15 protein-coding genes and 4 pseudogenes are annotated in these 16,878 nt (G+C 54.6%); 8 read left to right on the forward strand and 11 right to left on the reverse strand.

Features of this window, described 5'->3' with window-relative positions:
- Positions 1 to 167: 167 nt before the first annotated feature.
- The 5 genes and pseudogenes from ACQ86N_RS35655 to ACQ86N_RS35675 all read right to left on the reverse strand — a co-directional run bounded on the left by ACQ86N_RS35655 (position 168) and on the right by ACQ86N_RS35675 (position 2,376).
- Positions 168 to 548 (reverse strand): class I SAM-dependent methyltransferase, encoded by a 381-nt coding sequence (locus ACQ86N_RS35655; protein ID WP_431217719.1) that lies wholly within the window; start codon positions 546 to 548, stop codon positions 168 to 170.
- The gene (locus tag ACQ86N_RS35660) at positions 437 to 1,006 is read right to left on the reverse strand and encodes a hypothetical protein (RefSeq protein ID WP_431218031.1); all 570 of its coding nucleotides are present in this window, start codon (positions 1,004 to 1,006) and stop codon (positions 437 to 439) included. The genes ACQ86N_RS35655 and ACQ86N_RS35660 overlap by 112 nt, the downstream gene beginning before the upstream one ends.
- A 22-nt stretch (positions 1,007 to 1,028) precedes the next feature.
- Positions 1,029 to 1,531, reverse strand: a pseudogene (locus ACQ86N_RS35665) (dihydrofolate reductase).
- Between the two features lie 50 nt (positions 1,532 to 1,581).
- Positions 1,582 to 2,097 carry a thymidylate synthase gene (gene thyA, locus ACQ86N_RS35670; RefSeq protein WP_431211208.1) on the reverse strand — a complete coding sequence of 172 codons (516 nt, stop codon included), beginning with the start codon at positions 2,095 to 2,097 and terminating at the stop codon, positions 1,582 to 1,584.
- Positions 2,098 to 2,160: 63 nt separating this feature from the next.
- Positions 2,161 to 2,376 carry a thymidylate synthase gene (locus ACQ86N_RS35675; protein WP_431211209.1) on the reverse strand — a complete coding sequence of 72 codons (216 nt, stop codon included), beginning with the start codon at positions 2,374 to 2,376 and terminating at the stop codon, positions 2,161 to 2,163.
- A gap of 147 nt (positions 2,377 to 2,523) precedes the next feature.
- Between ACQ86N_RS35675 and lepB the strand changes: the two genes are divergently transcribed.
- Positions 2,524 to 3,114, forward strand: a complete 591-nt coding sequence (gene lepB / locus ACQ86N_RS35680) for a signal peptidase I (protein WP_431211210.1) — start codon at positions 2,524 to 2,526, stop codon at positions 3,112 to 3,114.
- 103 nt (positions 3,115 to 3,217) lie between these two features.
- Here lepB and ACQ86N_RS35685 read toward each other — a convergent pair whose 3' ends face one another.
- Both ACQ86N_RS35685 and ACQ86N_RS35690 read right to left on the reverse strand, forming a co-directional pair.
- Positions 3,218 to 4,510 carry a peroxiredoxin family protein gene (locus ACQ86N_RS35685; RefSeq protein WP_431211211.1) on the reverse strand — a complete coding sequence of 431 codons (1,293 nt, stop codon included), beginning with the start codon at positions 4,508 to 4,510 and terminating at the stop codon, positions 3,218 to 3,220.
- A gap of 170 nt (positions 4,511 to 4,680) precedes the next feature.
- Positions 4,681 to 5,622, reverse strand: coding sequence for an NAD-dependent epimerase/dehydratase family protein (locus tag ACQ86N_RS35690; protein ID WP_431211212.1), 942 nt, complete (start codon positions 5,620 to 5,622; stop codon positions 4,681 to 4,683).
- 264 nt (positions 5,623 to 5,886) lie between these two features.
- On the opposite strand from ACQ86N_RS35690, the pseudogene kdsA reads away from it, so the two are divergent.
- Positions 5,887 to 6,611 (forward strand): annotated as a pseudogene (gene kdsA, locus ACQ86N_RS35695) (3-deoxy-8-phosphooctulonate synthase).
- A gap of 325 nt (positions 6,612 to 6,936) precedes the next feature.
- Here kdsA and ACQ86N_RS35700 read toward each other — a convergent pair.
- Positions 6,937 to 7,155 carry a helix-turn-helix domain-containing protein gene (locus tag ACQ86N_RS35700; protein WP_431211213.1) on the reverse strand — a complete coding sequence of 73 codons (219 nt, stop codon included), beginning with the start codon at positions 7,153 to 7,155 and terminating at the stop codon, positions 6,937 to 6,939.
- 1,361 nt (positions 7,156 to 8,516) lie between these two features.
- Here ACQ86N_RS35700 and ACQ86N_RS35705 point away from each other — a divergent pair.
- Together ACQ86N_RS35705 and ACQ86N_RS35710 are read left to right on the forward strand one after the other, a co-directional pair.
- A pseudogene (locus tag ACQ86N_RS35705) lies at positions 8,517 to 9,883 on the forward strand (aconitase family protein); the annotation flags it as partial.
- Between the two features lie 117 nt (positions 9,884 to 10,000).
- Positions 10,001 to 10,780, forward strand: a complete 780-nt coding sequence (locus tag ACQ86N_RS35710) for a hypothetical protein (protein WP_431217720.1) — start codon at positions 10,001 to 10,003, stop codon at positions 10,778 to 10,780.
- Between the two features lie 35 nt (positions 10,781 to 10,815).
- On the opposite strand, the gene ACQ86N_RS35715 is transcribed toward ACQ86N_RS35710, so the two are convergent.
- Entirely contained in the window at positions 10,816 to 11,736 is a 921-nt protein-coding gene (locus tag ACQ86N_RS35715; protein WP_431211214.1) for a Nif3-like dinuclear metal center hexameric protein, read from the reverse strand.
- 98 nt (positions 11,737 to 11,834) lie between these two features.
- Here ACQ86N_RS35715 and ACQ86N_RS35720 point away from each other — a divergent pair, with 98 nt between their 5' ends.
- The 3 genes and pseudogenes from ACQ86N_RS35720 (at position 11,835) to ACQ86N_RS35730 (ending at position 15,179) form a co-directional block, all read left to right on the forward strand.
- The gene (locus ACQ86N_RS35720; protein ID WP_431211215.1) at positions 11,835 to 12,953 is read left to right on the forward strand and encodes a glycoside hydrolase family 18 protein; all 1,119 of its coding nucleotides are present in this window, start codon (positions 11,835 to 11,837) and stop codon (positions 12,951 to 12,953) included.
- A 450-nt stretch (positions 12,954 to 13,403) separates the two neighbouring features.
- Positions 13,404 to 14,395: pseudogene (locus ACQ86N_RS35725) on the forward strand (DUF4403 family protein).
- A 190-nt stretch (positions 14,396 to 14,585) separates the two neighbouring features.
- Positions 14,586 to 15,179, forward strand: coding sequence for an RNA polymerase sigma factor (locus tag ACQ86N_RS35730; RefSeq protein ID WP_431211216.1), 594 nt, complete (start codon positions 14,586 to 14,588; stop codon positions 15,177 to 15,179).
- A gap of 154 nt (positions 15,180 to 15,333) precedes the next feature.
- Here the strand turns inward: ACQ86N_RS35730 and ACQ86N_RS35735 are convergent, their stop codons facing one another.
- Complete coding sequence (locus ACQ86N_RS35735) at positions 15,334 to 15,795, reverse strand: hypothetical protein (RefSeq protein ID WP_431211217.1); 462 nt, start codon at positions 15,793 to 15,795, stop codon at positions 15,334 to 15,336.
- An 18-nt stretch (positions 15,796 to 15,813) separates the two neighbouring features.
- Positions 15,814 to 16,134: a hypothetical protein gene (locus ACQ86N_RS35740; protein ID WP_431211218.1), complete on the reverse strand. Its 321-nt coding sequence runs from the start codon at positions 16,132 to 16,134 to the stop codon at positions 15,814 to 15,816.
- 140 nt (positions 16,135 to 16,274) lie between these two features.
- Between ACQ86N_RS35740 and ACQ86N_RS35745 the strand changes: the two genes are divergently transcribed.
- Entirely contained in the window at positions 16,275 to 16,835 is a 561-nt protein-coding gene (locus ACQ86N_RS35745) for an outer membrane beta-barrel protein (protein ID WP_431217721.1), read from the forward strand.
- The last annotated feature ends 43 nt before the right edge of the window (positions 16,836 to 16,878 follow it).

Below are 16,878 nucleotides of genomic sequence, written 5' to 3' on the forward strand. Positions count from 1 at the left end.
CGCCACACCCACTTGCCGCGAGTCCACCCAAACCTTGCCAACCGCTTTACCCCCGCCGCCAATTCCCCTTCCACCCGGGTTTATCAGCCGGCCCCCGCGAATCCACCCCTTCCCCGGCAAAACGGCCCCCCGCCTCCGGGTCAACCATTCCCCCAGCTCATCCACCCCTAATACCTGATAGTAAAATTCTGTTTCACCCTGAACTCTTCCCGGAGAAAAACGATCCCTATAAAAAATAGATCTACAGTAAGATATACGCGCGGGTCCCGGGTAATGATACCCCAGGCCTCCTCCATTTCCGCGCTCCAGTGGATATCGTCAAAAATAATTATCGCCTTCTCCCCCATATTCCCCATCAACTGCTCAAAATAAGCCAGCGTAGGTTCCCGCCGGTGATTCCCATCCACAAAAGCCAGATCGACCGGCCCGATCCGCTTCAGCAACCCCGGCAACACCCCATCAAAATTCCCCTCCAGCACTTCCACATCCAATCCCAAACCAGCCAGATTCTTTCTCGCCACCTCCGCCACCTGCCCCGAACCTTCCACCGTCCATAACCTGCTTTCCTTTCCCGCCGCACCATCCACTCCCCCGCGGCCATCGGCCGTCCCCTTCCCCCGGCCGCCAAATAAGCCGCCGAGAACCCCAGCGAGGTCCCCAACTCCAGCATCACCCCAGGCCGATAATACCGGGCAATCCGGTACAACAACTGCCCCAGCCCCGGCGCCTTCGCCGCCCGGCGAGTAATATCCCCGACAGTCCGCTGCCTCGCCTCCTTCCACGCCGACCCCGCCCCAAGATCCTCTACCTCGAGCAAAGTCCCGTCCCCGCGAAGCCGCCGCCGAAGCCCCTCGATCGCCTCGTAATCCGCATACCGCTTCCGGTCATTCAGGACATGGATAATAAAGTCATAGACAAATGGCGAATGAACACCATGCCCCTTACCATTGGCAGCCGTAAAATAATAGTGAAGATATTTCTGCGCAAGTACACGACGGGAATACATAGGCTATTCTTTTATCCCAGGCCTATTTTCTCCTCTCCCAGACCTGAAAACTATATGCGTAGGCATGCTTCTCATCGATAGAAAAATCCCTGTTGTCCACCAGCACCCACATCTTCTCATCGATCTCGGGGAACAATGTGTCCCCTTCCAGCATGGCATGTACACGCGTCATATAGATCCGATCGGCAACAGACATCGACTCGGCATAAATCTGCCCCCTCCGATGACAAAGATTTCCTTACAGTCCGTTTCCGCCGCCATCCGCAGCGCAGTCGTCAGGTCCGGCGCCACCTTAGCCTTCTCATTATGCGGGTCCCAGTCGCGGTTACGCGTGATCACGAAATTGAACCGCCCAGGCAAAGGCTCCCCAGCCAGCGCGTCATAAGTCTTACGCCCCATCACCACCGGCATCCCCCAGGTGGTATTCTTAAAAAATTTCATATCATTCGGAAGATGCCACAGCAGATGATTGTCCTTCCCGATAACATTATTGGTGCTCGCAGCTACAACAAGACTAATGATCATATAAATTATTTTGGACGGCCATCGCTACTCCACCGGGGACGGCCATCTCCTTACACCGCCACAGGCGCCTTTATCGCAGGATGGCTTTCATAATTCTCCAGACTGAAATCCTCAAAACTGAATCCCAGTATATCCTTCACCGCCGGATTCAGTTTCATCACCGGCAACGCCAATGGCTTACGCGTCAGCTGCAACTTCGCCTGCTCCAGATGATTGCTGTACAAATGAACGTCACCGAACGTATGAACGAACTCTCCCGGCTCCAGCCCGCACACCTGCGCCACCATCAGCGTCAGCAGGGCATAGGAAGCGATATTGAAAGGGACCCCCAAAAACACGTCGGCGCTCCGCTGGTACAGCTGACAACTCAGCCTTCCTTCCGCAACGTAGAACTGGAATAAGGCATGACAGGGCATCAGCTTCATCTCCGGCAGATCCGCCACATTCCATGCGCTCACGATCAGCCTCCGGCTGTCCGGTGTCTTTTTGATCTGCTCGACCACCTGCGATATCTGGTCGATGGTTTTCCCGTCGGCGCCTTCCCAGCTCCGCCACTTGCTTGCCATACACCGGCCCCAGCTCTCCATTCTCGTCCGCCCATTCATCCCAGATGGATACCTTATGTTCCTTCAGGTACTGAATATTTGTATCCCCCTCAGGAACCACAGCAGCTCATAAATGATGCTCTTCATATGCACCTTCTTCGTCGTCACCAGCGGAAACCCTTTCGCAAGATCAAACCGCATCTGATAACCAAAACAGCTGATCGTTCCCGTCCCCGTACGGTCCGTCTTTACGGCCCCCTTATCCAATATATGCTGTAACAGATCGAGATATTGTTGCATGGGGTGCAATTTACAGAAATTTTAGGACGCAGACTGGACTCCGTCCAGTCCCGACATCAATGGAATTGGGGAAAAAAAAGATTTTTTTCCTGCTTTTTTTCCCCAATTTAACGTCTCACCCTCTATTTCCCCTAAAACCCAACCGCATTGCAGCTGCTGAAAATTACGACTCCCGCCAGCGAGCCCGCCCTTAGGCCGGGACGGATCTATTTATCAACACCGCTCAAGAAACCCAAACGCTTCGACCTCATCAGCTACCGCGCCGTACTTCCCAACACCGGCCTAACGCTTATGACCCACCGCCTCTGCGGCCTTCCCGGAGACTTCGTCGAGATAAAGGCAGGCCTGCTCTACGTCAATGGCGACGACGCCGACAGCCAGCTCCGGCTCAAACACATATACAAAGTCAGCACCCAGGCCATCCCCTCACTCTCCTACGACAAAGCCCAGTCCTATACGGTCGCACCCTACCCCGACCTCGTGTACGTTTCCCTCGAGGACAGATACGTCAAAAAGAACGGACTCGCCTGCCAGCGCCATATCCTGCCGCCAGGCCTCCGCGACGAAGCCGTCTTCAAAACCTATAAAAAAAATTGGAATCGTGATCACTTCGGTCCTATCCGCGTCCCCTCCGGCCGCTACTTCGTCCTTGGCGACAACCGCGGCCAGTCCACGGACTCCCTCACGCTGGGATTCATCGAAAAAAATAAATTCACAGGAACCGTACTCTGGAAATAAAATCACCCCGGGCCGCACCACCCGTCAACGGCCAGCCACTACCCCGGAACCCTCACCACCCCGGGCCGCACCACCCGCGAACCACAAATCACCCCCCGGGTCCCTACTTCGCCAGCATCCCATTCACCGTATCATAAAACTCCTGCTTCTGCTCCGTATAGTGCTCCCCCGTCCCCGGCCCGCTAAAACCAGTATGGATCTTCTCGATCTGCCCCTTCTTATTCACAAAGATGGTAGTCGGAAAATTTAATATCTTATCCAGCTGCGGCAACGTCTTCTCCGCGCGCTGCGGGTCGCCAACCGCCACACCCGTGATCAGCATCGGATATTTCACCTTAAAGCGCTGCTGAAAACTTCTCAGGCTCACCCGCGAACGCTCAACATCTGTACTCCTCTCATACGCCAGCCCCACAATCTCCACACCCTTACTGTGGTACTCGTTATAAAATTCGCTCAGGAATCTTGTTTCATCCATACAATTCGGACACCACGAGCCCATTATCTGCACCAGCACCACCTTACCCTTAAACCTCGGCTCGCCCAGCGAAACCTCTTTACCATCGATATCCCTGAAACTAAAAGTGAAAGGCATATCCTTCTTCCACTTCGTCATCGCAAACTGATCCTCTAATTTTGCATGCGCATCCCTTACAGCCGTCCACGTCTCATGCGCGACAGGTCCGGAATACTGCTGCCCGCCAACAAGCCTGTTCCCCTCGATCCGGGCCGAAAAGAAGTAGGCATGCGTCCCGTCAAAACAGGACAACTTCAGCGAATCCCCGCTGACCACCCCTTCCAGATAACGGAGATCCCCACCCGCATCCAAAAAAGTACCCGTTACCCTGTCTCCCTGTTGCCTGAACTCCCCTACCCTGAACGTCGTATCGTCACCGCGCGTCGACCGGAATACCGCAGCCCAACGGCCCGCCACGTTCGCCTTACCCTTCTCCGCGGCCCACCGGTAATTGATCCCGTAAAACGCCTTGAAAGGCACTGCCTGCCAGTCCGACACCAGATGCCTCATCCACACACCCTCGAGGTTCCCTTCCTTCGTCACCACCGCTCTCAGCTGCGACTCATAAAAAGGTAGCCGGATGATCACCGAATCCCCTTCCCTGGAAATATCATCCACCAGCAGCCGCTCACCCGCATTCCGTATATACAGCACCTTCTTCCCCGCACTGTCCCTAACATCGAAGTTGAAAACGATATTGTTGCCATCCTGCCGCTCCAGATAGGCCCGCCATGGACCATTACGAAAAGCAGACGGCACACCCTGCCCACCGGCACGGGACACACCCGCAGACGGCATAACACCCACAACAACAGGCGCCGCAACGGCAATCACAGCATTCAGAAGGAAAACCAAAAGGAAACAGGTCGAAATTCTCAGCATACGGGGCTATATTAAAGGTGCAATTTAACGAAAATAACCCAAAGTCCACCAATACGGTAGGATAACCACCCCCTCTCCCAAACGGCGCTCCATACTCCAAAACCACCATGGGCCACTGTCCTTCCCCCAAACATCCCGTCATTCTTCAACTCCACCCCAAAATCCTCACCCTAATCCAAATTCTCCATCATATCCTTCGTCATCCTCGTCAGATCATACTCCGGCTTCCACCCCCAGTCCGCGCGGGCAACCGAATCATCGATGCTCTGCGGCCAGCTGTCCGCTATATGCTGCCGGTAGTCAGGCTGATACTGAACCGCAAATTCAGGTATATGCTTTTTGATCTCTGCCGAGATCTCCTTCGGAGAAAAACTCAGCGCAGACACATTATACGACGTCCTCACCGTCAGCTTTTCAGCCGGCGCTTCCATCAGTTCGATCGTAGCCCGGATAGCATCCGGCATATACATCATCGGAAGATAAGTGTCTTCCTTCAAAAAGCACGTGTACTTCTTTTCTTCCAGCGCTTCATGGAAGATCTCCACCGCATAGTCCGTTGTGCCGCCGCCTGGCGCCGATTTATAGCTGATCAACCCTGGATAGCGCAGGCTCCGCACATCCACTCCGTAACGTTCGAAAAAGTAATTGCACCAGAACTCCCCGGCGTACTTGCTGATGCCGTACACAGTACTGGGCTCGATGATCGTCCGCTGCGGACAATTCTGCCTCGGCGAGGTCGGCCCGAATACCGCAATACTGCTCGGCCAGTACACTTTATGGAGCTTCTCTTCCCGGGCGATATCCAGCACATTCAGCAACCCCTGCATATTCAGATGCCACGCCAGATTCGGATTCTTCTCACCAGTAGCCGAAAGAATGGCCGCCAACAAATAGATCTGTGTGATATTCTGCCGGATCACCTGGACGTGCAGCATCTCCTTGTTCATAACGTCCAGCGACACATAGGGGCCGCTGCCGCGCAGAAGCTCGTTCTCTTCACGCAGGTCCGAGGCTATGACGTTCGTATTGCCATAGATCTTCCGGAGGGCAAGCGTCAACTCAACTCCGATCTGCCCGCTGGCGCCGATCACTAATACTTTTTCTTTAGCCATTACAATAGGGTTTTGGGGTGCAAACCTACCAAAAAAACCATCCGCCGGCTCCCATTGGACCAGCCCCTCCGGACAGGGACCAAACACACCCTCTCCCCACCGGCCCCACCACCGTCGTCACCCGCCGGCCCACCCAAATTCACCATTTTACCGTAGGTTTGCGCCATGGAATTCCTACATCAACTCTTTAAAGACCAGTCATACGACAAAAATAACTTCTTCCTCATCGCCGGCCCCTGCGTGGTCGAAAGCGAAGAACTCGTCATGGAAGTCGCAGATAAAGTATCCGCCATCTGCCGCAACCTCGGCATCCCCTACGTCTTTAAAGCATCCTACCGCAAAGCCAACCGTACCAGCGCCTCGTCTTTCACCGGCATCGGCGATGACAGCGGCATGCACCTCATAAAAAAGGTCGGTGAAAAATACAATGTCCCGACAACTTCGGACATCCACTCCCACGACGAAGCCGCCCCCGCAGCCCAATATGTCGACATCCTCCAGATACCCGCCTTCCTCTGCCGGCAGACCGATATCCTCCTCGCAGCCGCAGCCACAGGCAAGGTTGTCAACGTAAAAAAGGCCAGTTCCTCAGCGGACCGGCCATGAAATTTGCAGTGGAAAAGATAAGGAAGGCTGGCAACGACAAGATCGTCCTCACAGAAAGAGGTACCACATTCGGCTATCAGGACCTCGTCGTCGACTATCGTAACATTCCATGGATGCAGGAACACGGTACACCCGTCGTAATGGACTGCACCCACTCCCTCCAGCAGCCCAACCAAACAAGCGGAGTCACCGGCGGCAACCCGCAGCTGATCAGTACGATCGCAAAGGCTGCCATTGCCACCGGCGCCAATGGTCTGTTCATAGAAACACACCCTAATCCCGCAGTAGCCAAGAGCGATGGTGCAAATATGCTACGACTGGATCTTTTACAGGGATTACTGGAACAGTTAGTAAAGATTCGTAAGGTAGTTTCTCAGTTGTAAGAGTCTGGATCTGGGTTGGTCTTTCCTGGATCGATACATGTAACTCATGTATTTACTGGAGTATACCAGTTAGGAATTAAAAACGGGACAGTTGAATTGAATTGGGCCAAAAAAATAATCTCGATAAAAAAATTTTTTGTACCAATACCACCTATTGATTGTACACTTCGTGTACGAACTGGATCGTGTCCAGTTCACCCTATGCTTGTTGCTCAAAAAACTACTGTAAAATTACACCCGCCGGCCCGTTTTCACTAGCTGAAAAAGTGATTCGGAGTAGCTGTAAAATCTATTTAACGTTTTCTGTTAATAAGCTGTCAATAACTTACTGGGTAACAGACCGAACTCTTTTTTGAACGCGATCGTAAAATTGCTCAGATTGGAATAACCCAGCTCCATCGCAACCTCTTTTTACCGAATGCCCGCCCGCCAGCAGCTTGTCCTTGGCCGCCTGCATCCGCACCTTCTGAAAATACTCGTACACCGGTACACCATAAAGAAGTTTGAAATCCTTCTTCAGCTTCGACTCGCTGATCGATACCATCTTCGCCAGCTCGACTGATCGTAGGCGCCGGCTCGAAAATATCCCTCGTCAGCACCGCCTCCACCTGCATTACCCTGTCGATATCGGCCTTGGACATGGGAATATTGAAATATATATTCTTCTTCCGCTCGTAAATGCGGATAAAGAACCGCTCGATGAGAAGCATCACCCTATTCTGGATAATGGGCAGCCGCATCGGATTGCCCTCATCCACCTCCGAAATTTCCTGTATCAGCCTTCTGTATTCACTGTCCAGCGGCTCCCGGTGTACATTCTCCACCTGCAGCGAAAGATAAGTGGAAAGCACGTCGTCGATATGCTGAACCCCCAGGTAATTGGCTAGCCAGGACGCATTGAACAAAATATCGATCCCCTTGTAGATTGTCCCTTTAGCGCCCAGATAGGCCCAGTCGGACAGCGAATTCGTAAGATACGCGATCGACCTGGTCGTATGCGACTCCCTCATGCGCTCATCGCCAATACGTATCTCCAGCGTCTCGGGAATGGTCAGCTCGTGAAACCGCAGCGTGTAATACTCATCCTTCATCTTCCTGCGGCAGATCAGCCAGTCCTGATTCATCCTGCAGTTGACCATATTGACGTGGATCCCGTTTGGCAGCTTCACAAAGGTCAGACTCCCGGTGGCTACGGCCTCCGGAAAAATCAGCTGATTGTTGACGACAGGCACCTTCAACCGCTGCGCCAGATCATCCATCAGTTGCCCATAGTCTGCGTAGGAATAATCAAATTGGAACAATGAAAGGATTTTACCGTGTACAAATGCATATCCAAAGGGTCAAGAGCTTTGAACTAATCAGCAGCCGTCCGGTAAGCGGTCACTCATTCCCGGCGAGGGGGTCACTCAGGTAAGTTACGAACAAAATGGCAGTCAACCTACCTGAAAATGAATTGCAACAAAAAATACCCAGTCCGGTTACGGCTGGTTATTACAGGTATTTCAGCGGATTCCGCCGCGCGGAGAGTATATACCGTTTGATGTTCATCCAAAACGCCAGGACAAAATAAACGATAAGGGGGAGCCCATCGTGAGGAAGGAAATGTAGATAAACCAGGTCCGGATACGGGAAGTGGCAATACCCATTCTTTCTCCAATTGCCGTACACACACCAAAAACCTGCCACTCGATGAAGTTCTTGAATCTGTTCATAGCTCTAATATACCAAATTTTAGCCTTTTTTAAGTAAATTGCCGGCCCAAAGCCCGAGCACAGCGAGGAGCGTCCGAAGGACAGACATTGGCCCCGGTAGGTACCGCAGGTACCGTTGAAGGCTCGCGAGTCACCAACCGTAATTTAACCAACATCTGTCTTATCAGCTACTAACAAATTAAATAATTTCATCATGGTCTTCGATCTGGATCTAATTAAAAAGTTATACGGAGCCCTGCCCTCAAAGGTGGACGCCGCCCGCAAGCTAGTAGGTAAGCCTCTGACATTAGCCGAAAAAATCCTGTATTCCCACCTTTTCGAAACTCCAGCCCGCGCCTACGAACGCGGCAAGGACTACGTCGACTTCGCACCCGATCGCGTCGCCATGCAGGACGCGACCGCTCAGATGGCCCTGCTTCAGTTCATGACCTGCGGACGCGACAAAGTCGCCGTCCCCTCCACCGTCCACTGCGACCACCTCATCCAGGCAAAGACCGGCGCCAACGCCGACCTGGCGACCGCACTCGACGTCAACAAGGAAGTATACGATTTTCTCGCCTCTATCTCCAATAAATACGGCATCGGCTTCTGGAAAGCCGGCGCCGGCATCATACATCAGGTCGTTATCGAAAACTATGCCTTCCCCGGAGGCATGATGATCGGTACCGACTCCCATACCCCCAACGCCGGCGGCCTCGGAATGATCGCCATCGGCGTAGGCGGCGCAGACGCAGTAGACGTTATGGCCGGCCTCCCCTGGGAACTCAAAATGCCCAAACTCATCGGCGTAAAACTCACAGGTAAACTCAGCGGCTGGACCTCCGCGAAAGACGTCATCCTCAAAGTCGCCGGCATCCTCACCGTAAAAGGCGGCACCGGTGCTATCGTGGAATATTTCGGCGAAGGCGCCGACAGCCTCAGCGCTACCGGCAAAGGCACTATCTGTAACATGGGCGCCGAGATCGGTGCGACCTGCTCCGTATTCGCCTACGACGAGAAAATGGCAGCCTACCTGAAAGCCACAGGCCGCGAAGAAGTCGCAGCCCTCGCCGACGGCATCAAAGACTACCTCCGCCCCGACAAGGAAGTATACACCGATCCCAAAAATACTACGACCAGGTCATCGAGATCAACCTCAGCGAACTCGAACCCCACGTCAACGGGCCCTTCACTCCCGATCTGGCATGGCCAATCAGCAAATTCGCCGAAGCCGTAAAAGCCAACAACTGGCCCGAACGCCTCGAAGTAGCCCTCATCGGCAGCTGTACCAATTCTTCTTACGAAGACATCAGCCGCTCTGCATCTCTCGCCCAGCAGGCCATCGACAAGAACCTGAAGACAAAAGCCGAATTCACCATCACTCCCGGCTCCGAACAGGTTCGCTTTACCATCGAGAAAGACGGCTTCCTCAAAACATTCGACAAGATAGGCGGTGTTGTACTCGCCAACGCCTGCGGACCCTGCATCGGCCAGTGGGCCCGTCATATCGACGACCCCAACCGCAAGAACTCTATCATCACCTCCTTCAATAGGAACTTCGCCAAGCGCAACGACGGCCTCGCAAGCACACACGCCTTCGTCGCAAGCCCCGAGATCGTAACGGCATTTGCAATCGCCGGCGACCTCACCTTCAACCCCCTGAAGGACAAGCTGAAGAATGAAAAAGGTGAAGACGTTATGCTCGACGAACCCACCGGCGTAGAACTGCCTCCCAAAGGCTTCTCCGTCGACGACCCGGGCTACCAGGCTCCCGCAAAAGACGGCAGCGGCGTTCAGGTCGTAGTAAAATCCGACTCCCAGCGCCTCCAGCTGCTTGCACCATTCGCCGCATGGGAAGGTACCGACCTCAAAAGCCTCAGACTGCTGATCAAGGCAAAAGGAAAATGTACCACCGACCATATCTCTATGGCAGGCCCCTGGCTGAAATTCCGCGGCCACCTCGATAATATTTCGAATAACATGCTCATCGGCGCAGTCAACTTCTTCAACGACAAGACCGACAGCGTTAAGAACGAACTCACCGGCGAATACGGTCCGGTACCCGCCACCGCCCGCGCCTACAAGGCAAAAGGCGTAGGCTCCGTCGTCGTAGGTGACGAGAACTACGGTGAAGGCTCCTCCCGCGAACACGCCGCAATGGAACCCCGCCACCTGGGCGTACGCGCCATCGTAGTCCGCAGCTTCGCCCGTATCCACGAGACTAATCTGAAGAAGCAGGGCATGCTCGCCCTCACCTTCGCCAACAAGGAAGACTATGACAAAGTGCAGGAAGACGACAGCATCGACATCATCGGACTCGGCAGCTTCGCTCCCGGCAAACCGCTGACCATGGTCCTCAACCACAAGAACGGCAGCAAGGACGAGATCAGCCTCAACCATACCTACAACGAACAGCAGATCGGCTGGTTCAAAGCAGGCGGAGCGCTCAACGTCATCAGATCACAGTTCGCAAAATAAACTCCAGGTCGCCCCGCACACGCGGGGCGACTCTTTTAACCCCACGAGAACGCATCGCCCGAGGGTATATGCGTCACCGTTATACCCGGCGCCTTCTTCTTTAACACCGGCACCAGCCACTCCAGCCCGGGCTCCTCACTGACCGCATGCCCCAGCACGATAAGCCCCAGCTTCCGGCCCTGGTAACGGGCATCCCGGACATACTCGCTCGTTTCCCACTCATTCAGCTCCCCGCAGATCAGCAGGTCCGGCCTATACTTCTGTATCGTTCCTATCTGCCTCTGCCCGCCCGCCGCACCAGGCATCAGAGCGATGCGCCGGCACGTCTGCGCCGGATCGCCGATATACTTCAGCTTGTCGATCCCCAGTTTCTCCTTCACATGCGTGATCATCTCCTGTAGCGTGATCGCTGGCAACTCTACCAGAGGAGGATCGTCGAAATTATAGTACTTCTCCCACCCAAGTACCTGCACAACCCCGAACCGAACCCCATCCGGCGTGTGCGCATGCAGCCCGTCGTGAAAACGCCATACCACGATCCCGTGCTTATCCAGCAACGACCGTTTGTAGTTCAATACCTCATCGTTACCCAGCCAGCCAGTCTCGTCCGTATGACTGTAAAAGGTCGGCTCGTGCGCGATGATAAAATTGGCGCCAAGCCCCGCAGCCTTCGTTATAACTTCATCCGTGGCGAACATCGTCGTCACCATACCCTTTACCTCCTGGTCCTGATCGCCCGCCTTTATGGTATCCACCGTCTTCGGAAATGGCGTCCCCGGAATATCCGCCTGCAGACTGTCGATCACCTGGCGGATAGTCATCGCCCGCCCGGCAGACTGCCTGACACCCCCGTCCCGCACAAAACCCCCTCCACGCTCAAAACCCTTTCCCCCTGCCATAACCGCCAGTCCCATTGCTAAAAAATCCCGGCGTCGCCAGGCGTTACCCCTTTCCATAAGTAATTTTTTATTGCCTCTAAATATACCGTTAATCTTTTGGTCCGGCATTACAATCCTCTTATATTAGACACTCACAGTTCGAAAAACCCGTGCTTATGCGCCCCCTGCTGTACATATTCTTAGCCGTCCTTATCCCATTTTTGGGCAACGCTCAGTCTCACCGCTCCCATCATGCGGGCGACCTCGCCGTCATCGGCTACTACGCCGGCCGCAACACCGCCATCGACAGCTTTCCCACGCAGAAACTAACCCATATCATCTTCAGCTTCTGCCACCTTAGAGGCAATCAGCTTTCCGTAAATAACGCGGGCGACAGCGCCATCATCCGGCACCTCGTCAGCCTGAAGGAAAAGAATCCGCGGCTCAAAGTCATACTCTCACTCGGCGGCTGGGGAGGCTGTAAGACATGCCCCGACGTCTTCTCCACCGACAGCGGCCGCAAAGAATTTGTTGCCAGCGTAAAAGACCTCACCAACTTCTTCCATACCGACGGCATCGACCTCGACTGGGAATATCCCGCGCTGGAGAACGTTCCCGGCTATGCCTATACTCCCGGAGACAAAGACAATTTCACCGCCCTGATAGTACTCCTCCGCCGCCAGCTCGGCAGGAAACAACTCATCAGCTTCGCGGCGGGTGGCTTTACAGACTATCTCCGCACATCCATCGACTGGACGCAGGTTACACCCCTGATCGACTATATCAACCTGATGAGCTACGACCTCGTCAACGGCTACAGCACCCGAACAGGCCACCACACCGCCCTCTACTCCACACCCGAACAGATCGAATCCACCGACCATGCCGTCCGCTTCCTCGACTCCGTCGGCGTCCCGATGAAAAAGATCGCCATCGGCCTGGCCTTCTATGCCCGTATCTTCGCAGACGCAGACAGCACGAACAACGGACTCTACCAGAACTGCCATTTCCAGAGGGGAGTACCCTACCGGAACCAGGCCACGCAACTGTCGCCGGATAGCGGCTACGTATACCATTGGGATCCGGTAGCCCAGGCTCCTTACGCTTACAACGCGAGACAAAAGACATTTGCCACCTTTGACGACTCCACCTCCATCCGCCTCAAGACGCTCTACGCCATGCACAAACAGCTGGGTGGGGTCATGTTCTGGCAGGTCACCGAAGACCGTTTCTCCGACGGCCTGCTCGACATCATTGATAACACTAAAAAGGAGGCCACTACTGCAATAAAATAGTATTTTCACGCATGACCTCCCATCGCCGCCTCTTCTCCTTTTCCCAATGGCTCCTGATCTTTACCCTGGCTCTTACGTCCTGCGGACCCTCCAAAAAATATCCACGCCCCCACCGGCACCCGTCCCCGCGTCGGACGCGCTGCCCGCCCTCCCTCCTTCAGAAATCGACCTGCCCATCAAAATCGTCGGGCAGCCACTTATCGCCACCGCAGACTCCCTTACACCAAAAGAATTCATATCCACAGGTTGGCCAGGCTACCTGCAGACCTCCTGCGACTTTAGATACAAATACCGGTTTGTTCGCTCAGGCTTTACCATTCAATGCGTAAACAACAGGCTTTCCGTCGCCCTCCAGGGTCACTACCAGGTGGCGGGGGACGCTGCCTCTGCGTCAACGACAAACCCGTCTCGCCCTGGGTCTCCGGCTACTGCGGATTCGACAAAGAGCCCATGCGCCGCGTCGACCTCTCATTCAGCACCCAGCTGAGCTTTCAGCCGGATTACCGCCTGCATACCGCCTCCGGCCTCGACAAGCTGAACGCACTCGACCGCTGTACCATGTCCGTCTTCTCCATCGATATGACCCAGCAGAGCCTGGACAGTATCGGCTCCTCAGTAAACGCATTCTGTAAAACACTCGACGTCTCCATTGCGAAAATGAACTTCTCCGGCAATCTCCACCAGAGCGCCACAAAAGCCTGGCAAAAGATAGCCATCGGTCCATACGGCTACCTCGCCGTCAATCCCACCGCCATGCGCATCGGCACCCTCAACTACCTCAGGGATACCTTCAATATCAGCATGGGCATCAGCTGCGCGCCACAGCTTGGATCCGACAGTAGCAACCCCGTCAGACTGCCTCCACTTCCACCCCTGCAAAGCGGCGCGAATCGCAGCGGCGTCACCCTCTACCTCCCCGCCACATACGACTATGCATTTATCAACAAGCTCCTCAACGACTCGTTCCGCAACAGGACCTTTGAATACCAGGGCAGAAAGTGATCCTTAAAACTCTCACTGTCAGCAGCATGCCCCACCATAAAATAAAAATGGAAGTCGATTTTGGCGGCAGCCACGAAGGGCAATTCTCCGTCTGGGGCACCCCCACCCTCGACACCACCAAACAGGAACTCCGCGTACCCGATATCCAGTACGAGCTGAAAAGCAAAGAGTTCGCTATCAAACTCGCCCGCATCCTCTTCAAGAACAAGATCCGCGAGAACGTCAAAGGCAACAGCTTCCTCGACCTCGCCGCCCTGCTAAAAGCCAACCTCCCCACCCTCAACGCCCAGCTCAACAGGACGATCGCCCCCGGCATCTTCACCACCGGCGAAGTGAAACAATTGAAAATGATTGGCTTACAGGCCACTGAAAACGGTATCCAGGCCCAGGTCAGCCTCAGGGCCGACATCGCCGTCACCTGCACCCGCCTGCCGCGCTAGCGCCACACCTTCCCCCTGTCACCCAGCGCCCACCCGCCGCGATAACCCGCTCACCCTCACCATTCACCGGCACAATTCTTTTCCCTACCACTTTGAAGCAACCATTAACATTTCATTTGCGTATCTATCGGATTAGGACGACTAGTTTGCGCGTTGTTATTATCTACCACTCAACTACAGCAAACCCGAATTGATTACAGGACACACGCCAATAACGACCTTAATTGAAGGCTGCCGTTCCAACGACCGTGCAAGCCAAAAAGAGCTTTACAACGCGCTCAGGGACTATGCCGTGAAAATTTGTTACCGGTATCAAAATAATTTGGAACAAGTGGAAGAGATCATGAACGAAGGGTTTATCAAGCTTTTCAAAAACATACATCAGTTCGAAGAAACCCGGCACTCCGACGTCCTCGCGTCGCTCAAGGGCTGGTTCAAACGTATCCTGGTCAATACCTGCATCGACCACTATCGGAAAAACGCATCCTACATCAACGGCCAGATGCTGTCCGAAGACGCAGAGAATATCGCTGACAAACAGGAGACGGGCATCGATATCCTCTCCTACAAAGAGATAATAGAGGCCATCCGGCAGCTGTCCCCTGCCTATCGCACCGTATTCAATCTGTTCGTTATAGAAGGACTGACCCACGAAGAAATAGCAGAACACCTCGGGATCTCCATCGGGTCATCCAAATCCAATCTCTCAAAAGCCAGAGAAAACCTTAGAAAAATCCTTATAAAAAAAACTGACCATTTAGCTTATGTTAAACCTCTCCGATAAAGAATTGGACCGCCTGAGTCGAGAGGCGGCCCGGGAACATGACCCGGGAGACATCTTAGGCCCCCGGTCCTCGGGAAAAATTGGCGCCCCGGCTCGATGCCGATCTGGGGAAGACCGGCTCGGGCCTCCTGCGCGGCTTCCGCCGTTTTCCCTTTTACTTTACACCTGCCGCCATCTTATTGGTAGCCGGCGTCATTTTCTTTGCCGCTAAGAACCACCATCCGGCACAAAACCAACCCTCCGGCGGTCCCCCCACGGCAACGACCTCCGCAAACCAGTCTATTTCTCTACCCAAAAATTCAGAACATAGCATAAACTCTACTCCTTCCGTCAGCTCGTCCGCAACAGCCGAATCCACCGCCGCAGCCAGTCCCCGGACCACAGCAACCGGCGCCCAAAACAACCCGGCGAACCTTTCCAATCCGGCCACCCAATCCAGTGCTGCCGCCACTTCAGGCAACGCGGCCGTCACCCCATCAGCTTGCCGCCACCTCAGGCAACGCGGCCAGGCCCCCTCATCTACCACCGAACCCGCAGTGACTACCACCCCCTCTGCCATATCCGCAGACCCCAACTCAACAGCCACCAACGGAATTTCCTCCGGGACCTCCACCACCGGAACAACCTCCCGAACCTACGCCACCGGGTCAACCCGCAATTCCACATCTGGCTCCGCCCCCAAATCCACCGTCGGGTCATCCCCCGCAAACTCGTCCGGCAACAGAACACGCAACCACAAACTCACCCCCACCAAACCCGATAGAAATTCCGGCGGTTCGGACAAAAACACCGGCACCCCGGACAAAAACACCGTCGCCACCAACAACAACACAACCGAGGCGACCATTGGCCGGAACACCACAACCGGGGGTTCAGCCAACCCGGCCAAACCCACCGTCAACTCCCCCGCGAGCTGACCCACGCCAATCTGCCAAAACCCCGCCGCCTCCAGCAACGGGCCGCGATCGACGACTCAGCCCTTAGAGCATACACAGCTAAATCAACGATACAGATCGGCAAGAACAAAAGCCTCCGCATCAACCGGCGGCTCCAGTTCGGCCTCTCCTGGCGCCCGATTTCTCTTCCGTCAATTCTCTGGCCGGAGACAAACCCGGCAGCACCATCGGACTCACCCTCGACTACCAGTTCGCCAACCGCTGGTACCTGAGCACGGGCCTCCTCCTCGACCGGAAGAACTACGCCGCCCGGGCACAGGACTACCACGCCCCATACGACTACTACCGCGCCAACGGCATCCATAATCTGGACTTTGTAAAAGGATCATTCAGCATGCTGGAGATTCCGCTGAATCTGCGCTATGACTTTAGCGTTGCCGGCAATACCCTCTTCTTCGCGACCGCCGGCTTATCGTCATATTTCATGACCAGGGAGAACTGCAATTACTATTTTAATGCATTCGGTCCGCGCGAAGAATGCAAAAGCTTCAACTATTCCAACAACAGCAGCAACCTCTTTTCCTCCGTCAATCTTTCCCTCGGCGTAGAGACCGGCATCAGCGACGACTTGTCCCTGCTAATCGCGCCCTATATCAAACTGCCCTCCCGGAACATTGGCTTCGGACAGGTGTCGATGAGCAGCGTCGGCGTCACCTTCGCCCTAAAATTCGCGCCCGTCATCAGCAAACGGCGTAAATAAACAACACTCCCTTTATTAACATCCCCTGCGACGATCACGTCGC

Source organism: Puia sp. P3 (assembly GCF_050632245.1).
Classification (GTDB): domain Bacteria; phylum Bacteroidota; class Bacteroidia; order Chitinophagales; family Chitinophagaceae; genus Puia.